Raw genomic sequence first — 13,027 nt, 5'->3', positions numbered from 1 at the left:
TGTGGAAAGCGGCACGGTGCAGGTCGGCGGCGGGGTGGGCACCCCGCCGCGCCCCTCGCCGTCCCCCGAGGACGGGCGCACGCGGGACCGCGTCAGCGCCCTGCTGCTCGAGCACGGTCCGCAGACCGCGACCGAGCTCGCCGGGCAGCTCGGGGTCTCTCCGACCGCCGTCCGCCGCCACCTCGACGCCCTGGTGGCCACCGGCCGCGTCGAGGAGCGGCACGCGCCGGGCACTCCTCGCGGCCGAGGGCGCCCGGCCCGGCTGTTCCACCTGACCGACGCCGGCCGGTCGGCCTTCCCGCACGCCTACGACGACCTGGCGCTGACCGCGCTGCGGTTCGTCGCGGCGCACGGCGGGCCGGACGCCGTCCGCGCGGTGGCCGAGGCGCAGCTCGCCGGGCTCGAGCAGCGCTGCTCGGCCGCGGTCGAGGCCGTGACCGGCGCACCCGTCGACCGCGCCCAGGCCCTCGCCGGGGCGCTCACGGCCGAGGGCTACGCTGCCTCGGCCTCGGCGATCTCGGGCGGCGGCCAGCTGTGCCAACACCACTGCCCGGTCGCGCACGTGGCCGCGGAGTTCCCGCAGCTGTGCGAGGCCGAGACGGCGGTGATCGGCCGGCTCGTCGGCACGCACGTGCAGCGGCTGGCCACGATCGCCCACGGCGACGGGGTGTGCACCACGCACATCCCGGGACCGGTCCGCCGCAGGTATGACGCCCTGCGGCCCCGTCCGGAGGCTCACCCCGAGCGTGCGAGGGGTGAGGGGGACGGGGTCCTCAGTCACACGCGCGCGGGGAACAGATCGGGCCCCGCGAGCCCTGTACCTGACGAGCGCGCGGCGCACCGGCTCCGAGCCGGTGGGCGCCCCGCACCGTCCACCAGCAGCACCCCCACGAACGACCGGGAGAGGACGCCCGCATGACCAGCACCCAGCAGCCGGTGACGCTGACCCAGGACGAGCAGATCGAACAGCTCGGCCGGTACCAGTACGGCTGGGCGGACGCCGACACCGCCGGTTCCACCGCCAGGCGCGGGCTCAGCGAGGACGTCGTCCGGGACATCTCGGCCCGCAAGAACGAGCCCGAGTGGATGCTCGAGCGGCGGCTCAAGGCCCTCAAGCTGTTCGGCCGCAAGCCGATGCCCGACTGGGGGTCGGACCTGTCCGGGATCGACTTCCAGAACATCAAGTACTTCGTGCGCTCCACCGAGGCCCAGGCGACCTCGTGGGAGGAGCTGCCCGAGGACATCAAGAACACCTACGACAAGCTGGGCATCCCGGAGGCCGAGAAGCAGCGGCTGGTCGCCGGTGTCGCGGCGCAGTACGAGTCCGAGGTCGTCTACCACAAGATCCGTGAGGACCTCGAGGAGCAGGGTGTCGTCTTCCTCGACACCGACACCGCCCTCAAGGAGCACGAGGACGTCTTCCGGGAGTACTTCGGCTCGGTGATCCCCTCGGGCGACAACAAGTTCGCCGCGCTCAACACCGCGGTCTGGTCGGGCGGCTCGTTCATCTACGTGCCGAAGGGCGTGCACGTCGAGATCCCGCTGCAGGCCTACTTCCGGATCAACACCGAGAACATGGGCCAGTTCGAGCGGACGCTGATCATCGTCGACGAGGGCGCCTACGTGCACTACGTCGAGGGCTGCACCGCACCGATCTACAAGTCGGACTCGCTGCACTCCGCGGTCGTCGAGATCATCGTCAAGAAGAACGCCCGCTGCCGGTACACGACCATCCAGAACTGGTCGAACAACGTCTACAACCTGGTCACCAAGCGGGCGATCGCCCACGAGGGCGCGACCATGGAGTGGGTCGACGGCAACCTGGGCTCCAAGGTCACCATGAAGTACCCGGCGGTCTGGATGACCGGTGAGCACGCCAAGGGCGAGGTGCTCTCCATCGCCTTCGCCGGTGAGGGCCAGCACCAGGACGCCGGCGCCAAGATGGTGCACGCCGCGCCGAACACCTCCTCGACCATCGTGTCGAAGTCCGTCGCCCGGGGCGGCGGCCGCACCTCCTACCGCGGCCTGGTCCAGGTCGACGAGGGCGCGCACGGCTCGAAGTCGACGGTGAAGTGCGACGCGCTGCTGGTCGACACGATCAGCCGGTCGGACACGTACCCCTACGTCGACGTCCGCGAGGACGACGTCGCGATGGGCCACGAGGCGACCGTCTCCCGGGTCAGCGAGGACCAGCTCTTCTACCTGATGAGCCGCGGGCTGTCCGAGGACGAGGCGATGGCGATGGTGGTCCGCGGCTTCGTGGAGCCGATCGCCCGCGAGCTCCCGATGGAGTACGCCCTCGAGCTGAACCGCCTGATCGAGCTGCAGATGGAAGGTGCCGTCGGCTGATGTCGGCCAACGACAACGCGAACACCACGGGCCTGACCACGGAGTCGGCCACCCTCGCCGGCGAGCTGTTCGGCGAGGGGGTCGGCGCCCAGGCGGGCCCGCCCAGCACCCCGGCCGCCGGCACCGGCACCGCGGGGCAGGCCGCCCCCGGCGCGCACTCGCACGGCGGGCCGGCCCCGACCGGCTCGCCGGCCGAGCGGTTCACCTCGACCGACCCGGACGCGTTCGGCGCGCCCACCGGCCGCGAGGAGACCTGGCGATTCACCCCGATGAAGCGGATCCGCCCGCTGCTGGACGGCGCCCCGTCGGACGCCCACCTGCAGTGGGACACCGACCTGCCCGAGGGCGTCGAGCTCACCAGCGTCGAGGCCGACGACCCGCTGCTCAAGGGGCTGCCCGAGCCGGGTGACCGGCTGGCCGCCCTCGCCCGGCAGCGCAGCGGCGGCGCCGCCGTCGTCCGCGTGCCGGCCGAGGCCCAGCTGGACCGCCCGGTCACGCTGCGACTGTCGGGCACCGGTTCCGAGGACGTCGTCTGGGGCCAGCTGGTCATCGAGGTCGGCGCCTTCGCGCGGGCGACGGTGGTCCTCGACCACAGCGGCCTGGCAAGGTACGCCGGCGGCGTCGCCGTCCTCGTCGGTGACGGCGCGCACGTCGACCTCGTCTCGGTGCAGGACTGGGCGCCCGGCGCCGTCCACGGCGCGCAGTACGACGCCGTCGTCGGCCGGGACGCCTCGTTCACGCAAACCGTGGTGACCCTCGGCGGCGACCTCGTCCGGCTGGTCAGCAACGTGCAGTACGCCGGCCCGGGCGGGACGGCGGAGCTGTTCGGCGTCTACTTCTCCGACGAGACCCAGCACCAGGAGCACCGGCTCTGGGTGGATCACGCGGTGCCCAACTGCACCAGCAACGTGCTCTACAAGGGCGCGCTGCAGGGCGAGGGCGCGCGCACGGTGTGGATCGGCGACGTCCGCATCCGCCCCGAGGCCACCGGCACCAACACCTACGAGCTCAACCGCAACCTCGTGCTCACCGACGGCGCCCGCGCCGACTCGGTGCCCAACCTGGAGATCGAGACCGGCGAGATCGTCGGCGCCGGCCACGCCAGCGCCACCGGCCGCTTCGACGACGAGCAGCTGTTCTACCTCTGCTCGCGGGGCATCGACGCCGAAACCGCGCGCCGCCTCGTCGTCCGTGGCTTCTTCGCCGACGTCGTCCAGCGCATCGGCATCGACGAGCTGCAGGACCGGCTGATGCGCACCATCGAGACCCGTCTCGGTGCGCTGCCCGGCCTCGACGAGCAGCCGGTCGAGGTGGCCTGACCCATGGCCTTCGAGCGGGTCTGCGCACTCTCCGAGGTGCCCGAGAACGGCGCCCTGCGGGTCGAGCTGTCCGACATCGACGTCGCCGTCGTCCGGTACGAGGACGACGTGTACGCGGTTCAGGACGTCTGCTCGCACGCCGAGGTCCCGCTGTCCGAGGGCGACGTCGAGGAGTTCGACGGCGCCCCCACCATCGAGTGCTGGCTGCACGGGTCGTGCTTCGACCTGCGCACCGGCGAGCCCACCAACCTGCCGGCGACCGAGCCGGTCGACGTCTACCCGGTCCGCGTGGAGGGGGAGGACGTGCTCGTCGACACGGAGGCGAGCGCCGTGTCCGACGACGTCCTCCCCCGCGCAGCCGGCAACTGAGGAGCGAGAAGAGAAGTGTCCGTTCTGGAGATCCGCGACCTGCACGTCAGCGTGGGGGAGGGGAACGACGCCAAGGAGATCCTCACGGGCGTCGACCTGACCGTCCGCTCGGGCGAGACGCACGCGATCATGGGGCCGAACGGGTCGGGCAAGTCGACCCTGGCGTACTCGATCGCCGGCCACCCGAAGTACACGATCACCGGGGGCGCGGTGACCCTCGACGGCGAGGACGTCCTCGCCATGAGCGTCGACGAGCGCGCCCGCGCCGGCCTGTTCCTGGCGATGCAGTACCCGGTCGAGGTCCCCGGCGTCTCGGTGTCGAACTTCCTGCGCACCGCCGCCACCGCGATCAAGGGCGAGGCCCCCAAGCTGCGCACCTGGGTCAAGGACGTCAAGAGCGAGATGGACCTCCTCGAGATGGACTCCGCCTTCGCCGAGCGCAACGTCAACGAGGGCTTCTCCGGCGGTGAGAAGAAGCGCCACGAGATCCTGCAGATGCGGCTGCTCAAGCCGGCCATCGCGATCCTCGACGAGACCGACTCCGGCCTCGACGTCGACGCGCTGCGAGTCGTCTCCGAGGGCGTCAACCGGGCCCGCTCGGAGAGTGAGATCGGCGTCCTCCTGATCACCCACTACACGCGGATCCTGCGCTACATCACGCCGGACTTCGTGCACGTCTTCGTCAACGGCCGGATCGCCGAGGAGGGCGGCCCGGAGCTGGCGGAGAAGCTGGAGACCGAGGGCTACGCCGCGTACGTCAAGGACTCGAGGGAGACCGCGAAGGCGTGACCGAGCTCGCGAGGTCACCCATGAGCACGGCGACCCGGGTCACGGACCCGACGAGCGCCAGCGAGGAGGGGTTGTGACCCAGACCGTCTCGCGTCCCGGTGCCGGGGCGCAGCAGGTGCCCCTGCCCCTGGACGTCGAGGCGATCCGGGCGGACTTCCCGATCCTGTCCCGCACCGTCCGGGACGGGAAGCGGCTGGTCTACCTCGACTCCGGGGCCACGTCGCAGAAGCCGCTGAGCGTGCTCGACGCCGAGCGCGACTTCTACCTGACCTGCAACGCCGCACCGCACCGCGGCGCGCACCAGCTCGCGGAGGAGGCGACCGCCCGCTACGAGGCGGCCCGCGCGACCATCGGCGCGTTCATCGGTGCGCCGGCGGAGGAGGTCGTGTTCACCCGCAACAGCACCGAGGCGATCAACCTGGTCGCCTACGCACTGTCGAACGCGGCCACGGCCAAGGAGGAGCAGTTCCGGCGGTACGCCGTCGGGCAGGGCGACGAGATCGTCGTCACCGAGATGGAGCACCACGCCAACCTGGTGCCCTGGCAGCAGCTGTGCGAGCGCACCGGCGCCACGCTGCGCTGGCTCGGCCTCACCGACGACGGCCGCCTCGACCTCTCCGACCTCGCCACCGTGGTCAACGAACGGACCAGGCTGGTCGCCGTCACCCAGCAGTCGAACATCCTCGGCACGATCAACCCGCTCGGGGAGATCTCCGCGCGGGCCCGCGAGGTCGGCGCCCTGCTGCTGGTCGACGGCGCCCAGTCGGTGCCGCACCAGCCGGTCGACGTCACCACGCTGGGCGCGGACTTCCTGGTGTTCTCCGGCCACAAGATGCTCGGGCCCACGGGCGTCGGCGTCCTGTGGGGCCGCTACGAGGTGCTCGACGCGCTGCCGCCCTTCCTCACCGGCGGCTCGATGATCGAGGTCGTGCGCATGGAGGGCAGCACCTTCATGCCGCCGCCGCAGCGCTTCGAGGCCGGCGTCCCGATGACCGCCCAGGTGATCGGGCTGGCCGCCGCCGTCGAGTACCTGCAGCAGCTCGGCATGGACCGGGTGCAGGGGCACGAGGAGGCGCTCACCGCGTACGCGCTGGCGAAGCTGGCCGAGATCCCCGGCGTCACGGTCATCGGCCCACCCGACACCGTGGCCCGCGGCGGGGCGGTCTCCTTCACCGTCGAGGGCATCCACCCGCACGACGTGGGTCAGGTGCTCGACGACCTCGGCGTCGAGGTGCGGGTCGGCCACCACTGCGCCTGGCCGGTGGTGCGCCGCTACGGCGTCCCGGCAACGACGCGGGCCACGTTCTACGTGCACACCGGCTACGACGACATCGACGCCCTGACCGACGCCGTGCGGGAAGCCCAGCGCTTCTTCGGTGTTGGACAGGGTGAGGTGAGCTGATGCAGCTGCAGTCGATGTATCAGGAGATCATCCTGGACCACTACCGCAACCCGCACGGCCGCGGGCTGCGCGAGCCGTTCGAGGCCGAGGTGCACCACGTCAACCCGACGTGCGGTGACGAGGTGACCCTGCGGGTGCACCTGGACGGCGACACCCTCGCCGACGTCTCCTACGAGGGGATGGGCTGCTCCATCAGCCAGGCGTCCGTGTCGGCGATGTACGAGCTCGTCGTCGGCCGGTCGGTGCCCGAGGCGCTGGAGACCGGCGAGCACTTCATGACGTTGATGCAGAGCAAGGGCGACGCGTCGGTGGCCGAGAAGCTCGAGGACGAGCTGGAGGACGCCATCGCGTTCGCCGGCGTGTCCAAGTACCCGGCGCGGATAAAGTGCGCGCTGATGAGCTGGATGGCCCTCAAGGACGCGTCCGCCCGCGCGCTGGCGGCCACCACCCCGACTGGAGGCGATGAGGCATGAGCGAGACCACCGAGAACGCCACCCCCGCGACGGACGGCGCGCCGGGCGACCCGCCGGCCTACAAGTCAGCCCTGCTCGAGGACGTCGAGGAGGCCATGCGCGATGTCGTCGACCCCGAGCTCGGCGTCAACGTCGTCGACCTCGGCCTGGTCTACGGCATCGACGTCGTCGACGAGGTCGCCGTCATCGACATGACGCTGACCTCGGCGGCCTGCCCGCTGACCGACGTCATCGAGGACCAGGCGCGCCAGGCCCTCACCGGCGGCCCCGGCCCCGGGCTGGTCGACGACATCAAGATCAACTGGGTCTGGATGCCGCCGTGGGGTCCGGACAAGATCACCGACGACGGCCGCGAGCAGCTGCGCGCCCTCGGCTTCCGCGTCTAGCGACCCCCCAGCACGCCACGCCGGCCCTGCAGCGGGCCGGCGATCATGGCGCCGCGACCACTCCGCCCGCCCGGGTGGTGGTCACGGCGCCATGATCGTCTCCGGTCCGTGTCGGTCGAGACCGCCGACCCGGCTGCTCGCGTGCCCGGGTGGACGGGCGTCAGCGCATGGCGGCGAGGCGGACGCCGAAGCCGGCCACCGGGTACCGCTCGCGTCGGGCGCCGACCGCCAGCAGCACCACCCCGACGACGAGGGCGCCGGTGACCGGCAGCGGCAGCGCCACGACCGCCAGGCCCAGGCCCACCGCCACCGCGGTCCAGGCGCCGACGAGCAGCGGCGCACGCACCGCCTTCCTCCCGGCTCCGGCCATCACCGCGGCGGCCGTCACCAGCACCAGGACCGGCCGGGTGCTCCCGGGCGCCACGACCGCCCACACCACCGACGGGACCGCCGCGACCAGCAGCCCCGGACCCCACGCCGGCCAGGACGGTCCGTCGGCCAACCGCGGTCCGGCGGCCAGCAGCAGCCCGAGCGCCGCCGGCAGCGTGTAGGCCTCGACCACCGGCGAGTCCGCCAGCGCGGCGGCCGTCCACGCGGCTCCCACCAGCTGCGCGGCGCCGGCCCGCCAGGCGGGTGAGCCCTCCACCGGGCCGTCCCGCGGGTCGCGCGTGTGCCAGACGTGCCAGCCCCACGCGCAGCTGACCAGCCCCTGCGCGGCCAGCTGCACCGCCAGGGCCTCGCGGTCCCGCGCGACGACCAACAGCACCACGGCGAGGCCCGCGCACACCGCGCCGGTGACGACGGTGGCCCGCCGGGTCTGCGGGTCCAGCACCAGGCCGGCGCCGAGGGACACCGCGTAGAGCAGACCCAGGCCCCCCGCGGCCGCGCCGGCGCCGATCAACCCGCTGGCGGCCGCCACCAGCGCGGCGCCCGCCAGGCAACCGACCGCCGCGGGCACGGCGACCGGCCGGTCCTCGCTGCGCAGCACCGCGACCAGCACGCACGGGAGCGCCGTGAGCAGCAGGAGGAGGACCAGCTCCAGCCACCGCGCCCCGGCCATCAGCTGGCCGACGCTGAGCACCACCAGCGCGCCGCCCGCCGCGAGGGCCGCCGGCAGGAACAGCCCGCGCACCCAGCCGGTGAGCAGGGCCGCGGCGGCCGCGGCGAGCAGCACCCCCGTGTAGCCGGCCAGCAGCACCGCGCCGGGCCCCGGGGCGCTCAGCGCGCCCCCGAGCGCCGCGCCCGAGACCGCGCCCGCCAGGACGGGGACGGCGACCGGGGGCCCGAGCAGCGGCTCCAGGGCACGGTCGAGCCGGGCGGCGACGAGCGCGAGCGCGGCGACCACGGTGAGCGCGGCCGACGTCCACCGGGCGGGCGCGTCGGCGGACCACGCCGTTGTCAGGGCGCCGGCCACCCCGGCGACCCACCACGGCGCGGTGGTCCCCAGCGCGACCCGCGCGACCAGTCGGCGCGCGCCGATCGCCACGCCCAGCCCGACGACGGCGACGGACAGCACCCCGGCGGTGCGGACGACGCCGGCCTCGGCGCCGTCCAGGGCGCGCAGCGCGGCCAGCTGCCCGGCCAGCCAGGCGGCCAGGGGCCAGGTGACGGGGCGGCGCAGCACCCGGGTGAGGACGAGGAAGACGGCGCCCAGCACCAGCGGCGGGACGGCGGAGCCGCGCAGCAGCGGGGTCCCGGCGTCGGTGCCCAGCACGGCCAGCGCGACCGCGGCGGCGGCCAGGGTCTCCTCGGTGGCGCGCAGCCGGGCGGACGAGCCCCAGGCCGAGGCGCCGGCGGCCGCCGCGGCCAGCGCCAGCAGCAGCACGCGGGCGGACCCGCCGCCGTAGACCGCGGCCGCGGTCCCGCCGGCGCTGACGACCAGCACCGCGCCGACGACCAGCAGCAGCTGGGGCGGGCGGGCGCGGTAGGGGAGCGGCGGCACCGGAGCTGAGCCCACGACCTCCCCCTCCCGCGTCCGTGCGACCGGTCCACGGTAGGGCGGGGCGCCCCCCGGCGCGCTGCGGCCGGTCAGCGCATCTGCGCCACCCAGGCCACCGCCTCGCGGGCCTGCTGCCGCCGACGCTCGTAGGTCGCACCCAGCGCCAGCAGCAGCAGCCCGACCACCGCCAGCGTCAGCCACCGCGGGACCAGCGGCGCGTAGGGCGTCAGCCGGCCCAGCACCACGAACGCCAGCGACGCGGCGCCCACCACGAACGGCGCCTGCCGGTGGGTCAGCGTGCCGACGACGGTCAGCGCGCCGGCGGCCAGCACGACGAGCACCAGCCGCAGCGCCGACGGCTCGGCGACCACGACGAGCGCCGAGGGCACCACCGCGGTGGCCACCGCCGCGCCCTCCGCCGCCCACGACCGGGCGCCGGCGCGCGGCTGCGGCAGGGCCGCGACGAGCAACCCCACGGCGGCCGGCAGCGTGTAGACCTCCACCGTCTGCACCGCCGCACCACCCGCGGCCACCCAGCAGGCCACCACGAGGTCCGCGACCGCGAGCACCGCCACGTCCCGTCGGTGCGTGACCAGGGCATAGCCGCCGCCCGCGGCACCGGCGATCGCGAGCTGGACGGCCACCTGACCCCAGGCGCCCGCCTCCGCCGTAGCCACCGCCGCCAGCAGGGTGACGAGGGCCGCCGCGCCGGCCGCCGCAGGCTCCTCGGGCCGATCGGCGCGGGCGGCGGCCACGGCGAACCCGGCGGCCGCGACCAGCGCGGCGAGCAGGCCGGCGACGGCCGTGCCGAGCCAGCCCTCCTCCCGGATCAGCAGCAGCGCCGTGGCCGGGCACAGCAGCGCGGCGACCGTGGCGCCCGGCCTGCCCGCCGGCAGCCGGACGGCCGCCAGCACCGCGGGCACCGTTCCGGCCAGGACCACCAGGCCGAGGACGCCGAGGCGGCCCTCCACCGCCAGCAGCGCCGCACCGCCGGCGATCAGCAGCCCGCCGGAGGGCACGAGCGCGGCCAGCAGGGTCCATCGCGGGGCGGCGGGCACGGCCGCGGTGAGCAGCACGAGTCCCAGCGCCGCGGCGGCGACCTGCCCGGCGAGGTCCGCCCGCGCCAGCGCGCCGGTCAGCGCCACGGCGGTGCTCGCGGCAGCGGCGCCCGCGAGGACCGGGGCGGCGGGCAGCCGGCCGGCCAGCCGCGTGTCCTGGCCGAGCAGCACCCCGACCGCGCCGGCGGCGGCCAGCAGCGCCGTCGCCGTCCACGCGTCGACCGCCGTCCCCACCCAGGCGAGGGCCACGCCACCCGCCGCGGCGACCACCGCCCACAGGCCGGCCAGCGCCTGTGCCAGGGGCGCGAGGACCGCACGCAGACGCAGCAGGACGACCACGTCGAGCAGCGCGGTGCCCAGCGCGGCCGCCACCCCGGCGGACCCGGCGACGGCGTCGGCGGGCACCAGCAGGATCGGGATGAGCTGGACGGCGAGCAGGGCGGTGAGCGGCCAGGTGACGGTGCTGCGGGTCCACCGGCCCAGCCCGAGGGCGACCGCCGCGACGACGGCGCAGGAGACCGCGGTCCACAGCCGAACCGGGACGCCGTCGAGGCCCCACAGCCCCAGGGCGTGCGCCGCGCCGAGGTCGACGGCGAGCAGCGCCGCCCCGGCGGCGGCCAGCGCCTCCTCGGTGGCCCGCAGGCCGCGGCGCGCCGTCCACGCCGAGACGCCGCAGGCGGTGGCGGTGACGGTCGCCATCACGGCGGACTGGAAGACCAGGCCCAGCCGGGTCCAGGCGACCGCGACGAAGGCGATGCCCGCGGCGACCACCAGCAGCGCGCCCAGGGCCAGGAGCACCTGCTGCGGGCTGACCCGGCGCGAGGGCGGCGGCACGGGGGAGCGCTCGTCGATCGAGGGTGGGGAAGGCCACGGTGTGGCCGCGGGCGGAGCGGGAGGGGGCGCCGGCGGGGGTGCGGTGGGCCGGACGGTCACCGGGGTGGGCGGTGGTGCCGGTGCCCGTGCCGGTGCCGTCGCCGTCGCCGTCGCCGTCGCCGCCCGCAGGGTGGCGAGCAGCCGGTCGCGGTCACGGACCAGCTCGTCGATGGTCGCCCCGATGCGGGCGACGACGCGGGCCGCCTCGCCCACGGCGGGCAGTCCGCAGGACGGGCAGGGCGCCGGTCCCGGTCCGGCGCTCGGCCGGCCGCACACCGGGCACGGCAGACCCCAGGAGGGGCCGGACGTCGAGGTCATGGCCGAGATGGTGGCGGCTGCGGAGCCCCCTGTGGGAGCCGGTTCGCCCGTCTGTGGACGACGGATGCCGCCGATATCACCCGGGAGCCGGGCAGGAGGGCTCGGCGGAGCGCCTATCCTGGGATCAGTGATCACGACGACCGGCCTCGAGCTGCGCGCCGGGGCTCGCGTCCTCATCAGTGACGCGAACCTCCGCGTGCAGCCCGGCGACCGCATCGGCCTCGTCGGCCGCAACGGCGCCGGCAAGACCACCACCCTCACCACGCTCGCCGGCGAGCGGCTGCCGCACGCCGGCAAGGTGGAGGTCAGCGGGGAGATCGGCTACCTGCCGCAGGACCCGCGCAGCGGCGACCTCGACACCTCCGCCAGCGACCGCGTGCTGTCCGGCCGCGGACTCGACGTGCTCCGCGCACAGATGACCAAGGCGCAGATCGCGATGGCCGAGCCGGCCGACGACGCCGAGCGGGACCGGGCGGTGCGCCGCTACGGCCGCCTCGAGGACCAGTTCGCCGCCCTCGGCGGGTACGCCGCGGAGAGCGAGGCAGCCCGCATCTGCACCGCGCTCGGACTGCCCGACCGCGTGCTGACCCAGCCGCTGCGCACCCTGTCCGGCGGCCAGCGGCGCCGCGTCGAGCTCGCCCGCATCCTGTTCTCCGACGCCGAGACGCTGCTGCTCGACGAGCCCACCAACCACCTCGACGCCGACTCGATCACCTGGCTCAAGTCATTCCTCGCCTCGCACACGGGCGGCCTGATCGTCATCAGCCACGACGTCGAGCTGCTGGACGCCGTCGTCAACAAGGTGTGGCACCTCGACGCCAACCGGGCGACCGTCGACGTCTACAACCTCGGCTGGAAGCCCTACCTCGCGCAGCGGGAGACCGACGAGCGCCGGCGCCGGCAGGAGCGGGCCAACACCGAGCGCAAGATCGACGCGCTCACCGCGCAGGCCGACAAGATGCGTGCCAAGGCCACCAAGGCCAAGGCCGCGCAGAGCATGGACAAGCGCGCGCAGCGGCTGGCCGCGGGGCTCGAGGAGGTCCACGTCGCCGACCGGGTGGCCAGGCTGCGGTTCCCGACGCCGGCCTCCTGCGGCCGGACGCCGCTCACCGCCGAGGCGCTGTCGAAGAGCTACGGGTCGCTCGAGGTCTTCACCGACGTCGACCTGGCCGTCGACCGGGGCGCGCGCGTCGTCGTCCTCGGGCTCAACGGCGCGGGGAAGACGACGTTGCTGCGCATGCTGGCCGGCACCGAGGCGCCCGACACCGGCGAGGTCAAGCCCGGGCACGGGCTGCGCATCGGCTACTACGCGCAGGAGCACGAGACCCTCGACCACGACCGCTCGCTGCTGGAGAACATGCGCGCGGCCGCGCCGCAGAGCACCGACACCGAGCTGCGCCGGATCCTCGGCGCCTTCCTGTTCTCCGGGGACGCCGCCGACCAGCGTGCCGGCACCCTCTCCGGCGGCGAGAAGACCCGGCTGGCGATGGCCACGCTGGTCGTGTCCGGTGCCAACGTGCTGCTGCTCGACGAGCCGACGAACAACCTCGACCCGGCCAGCCGCGCGCAGGTGCTCGACGCGCTGCGCACCTACGCCGGGGCGATCGTGCTCGTCACGCACGACGAGGGCGCGGTGCGGGCGCTCGACCCGGACAAGGTGATCCTGCTGCCCGACGGCACCGAGGACGCCTGGAGCGAGGACCTCGCCGACCTCGTCGAGCTGGCCTAGTCACTGCGGCCCTACCGGGCCGC

Annotated in this window: 11 protein-coding genes; 9 read left to right on the top strand and 2 right to left on the bottom strand. The window is 74.7% G+C overall.

Going from position 1 to position 13,027, the window contains the following annotated elements; translation table 11 throughout:
• Position 1: 1 nt before the first annotated feature.
• The 8 genes from BLW63_RS02360 to BLW63_RS02325 all read left to right on the top strand — a co-directional run bounded on the left by BLW63_RS02360 (position 2) and on the right by BLW63_RS02325 (position 7,087).
• Entirely contained in the window at positions 2–919 is a 918-nt protein-coding gene (locus BLW63_RS02360) for a helix-turn-helix transcriptional regulator (protein WP_244522298.1), read from the top strand.
• Positions 916–2,349: a Fe-S cluster assembly protein SufB gene (gene sufB, locus BLW63_RS02355; protein ID WP_091151005.1), complete on the top strand. Its 1,434-nt coding sequence runs from the start codon at positions 916–918 to the stop codon at positions 2,347–2,349. Before BLW63_RS02360 ends, sufB begins: the two co-directional genes overlap by 4 nt.
• Entirely contained in the window at positions 2,349–3,668 is a 1,320-nt protein-coding gene (gene sufD, locus BLW63_RS02350) for a Fe-S cluster assembly protein SufD (protein ID WP_091151003.1), read from the top strand. Before sufB ends, sufD begins: the two co-directional genes overlap by 1 nt.
• A 3-nt stretch (positions 3,669–3,671) precedes the next feature.
• The gene (locus tag BLW63_RS02345; RefSeq protein ID WP_091151001.1) at positions 3,672–4,037 is read left to right on the top strand and encodes a non-heme iron oxygenase ferredoxin subunit; all 366 of its coding nucleotides are present in this window, start codon (positions 3,672–3,674) and stop codon (positions 4,035–4,037) included.
• 15 nt (positions 4,038–4,052) lie between these two features.
• Positions 4,053–4,826 carry a Fe-S cluster assembly ATPase SufC gene (gene sufC / locus BLW63_RS02340; RefSeq protein ID WP_091150998.1) on the top strand — a complete coding sequence of 258 codons (774 nt, stop codon included), beginning with the start codon at positions 4,053–4,055 and terminating at the stop codon, positions 4,824–4,826.
• A gap of 73 nt (positions 4,827–4,899) precedes the next feature.
• A complete protein-coding gene (locus BLW63_RS02335; RefSeq protein ID WP_170856595.1) occupies positions 4,900–6,228 on the top strand; it encodes a cysteine desulfurase in 1,329 nt (442 codons plus the stop codon).
• Positions 6,228–6,701: a Fe-S cluster assembly sulfur transfer protein SufU gene (sufU, locus tag BLW63_RS02330; protein WP_091150996.1), complete on the top strand. Its 474-nt coding sequence runs from the start codon at positions 6,228–6,230 to the stop codon at positions 6,699–6,701. The genes BLW63_RS02335 and sufU overlap by 1 nt, the downstream gene beginning before the upstream one ends.
• On the top strand, positions 6,698–7,087 hold the full coding sequence (locus BLW63_RS02325; RefSeq protein WP_091150994.1) for a metal-sulfur cluster assembly factor: 390 nt from the start codon (positions 6,698–6,700) through the stop codon (positions 7,085–7,087). Before sufU ends, BLW63_RS02325 begins: the two co-directional genes overlap by 4 nt.
• Before the next feature lie 160 nt (positions 7,088–7,247).
• Here the strand turns inward: BLW63_RS02325 and BLW63_RS26585 are convergent, their stop codons facing one another.
• Positions 7,248–9,044, bottom strand: coding sequence for an SCO7613 C-terminal domain-containing membrane protein (locus BLW63_RS26585; RefSeq protein WP_170856594.1), 1,797 nt, complete (start codon positions 9,042–9,044; stop codon positions 7,248–7,250).
• A gap of 71 nt (positions 9,045–9,115) precedes the next feature.
• On the bottom strand, positions 9,116–11,275 hold the full coding sequence (locus tag BLW63_RS02315; RefSeq protein ID WP_091150990.1) for an SCO7613 C-terminal domain-containing membrane protein: 2,160 nt from the start codon (positions 11,273–11,275) through the stop codon (positions 9,116–9,118).
• Positions 11,276–11,402: 127 nt separating this feature from the next.
• On the opposite strand from BLW63_RS02315, the gene BLW63_RS02310 reads away from it, so the two are divergent.
• Positions 11,403–13,004, top strand: coding sequence for an ABC-F family ATP-binding cassette domain-containing protein (locus BLW63_RS02310; RefSeq protein ID WP_091150988.1), 1,602 nt, complete (start codon positions 11,403–11,405; stop codon positions 13,002–13,004).
• The last annotated feature ends 23 nt before the right edge of the window (positions 13,005–13,027 follow it).

Source organism: Geodermatophilus africanus (genome assembly GCF_900107105.1).
Lineage (GTDB): Bacteria > Actinomycetota > Actinomycetes > Mycobacteriales > Geodermatophilaceae > Geodermatophilus > Geodermatophilus africanus.
This window is presented reverse-complemented; position numbering and strand designations above follow the sequence as displayed.

What these genes read in the sequence shown, in the direction of transcription:
- sufU (WP_091150996.1), top strand. Translation starts at nt 6,228, where the DNA reads ATGCAGCTGCAGTCGATGTATCAGGAGATCATCCTGGACCACTACCGC.
- BLW63_RS02325 (WP_091150994.1), top strand. Translation starts at nt 6,698, where the DNA reads ATGAGCGAGACCACCGAGAACGCCACCCCCGCGACGGACGGCGCGCCG.
- sufD (WP_091151003.1), top strand. Translation starts at nt 2,349, where the DNA reads ATGTCGGCCAACGACAACGCGAACACCACGGGCCTGACCACGGAGTCG.
- BLW63_RS02315 (WP_091150990.1), bottom strand. Translation starts at nt 11,275, where the DNA reads ATGACCTCGACGTCCGGCCCCTCCTGGGGTCTGCCGTGCCCGGTGTGC.
- BLW63_RS02345 (WP_091151001.1), top strand. Translation starts at nt 3,672, where the DNA reads ATGGCCTTCGAGCGGGTCTGCGCACTCTCCGAGGTGCCCGAGAACGGC.
- sufB (WP_091151005.1), top strand. Translation starts at nt 916, where the DNA reads ATGACCAGCACCCAGCAGCCGGTGACGCTGACCCAGGACGAGCAGATC.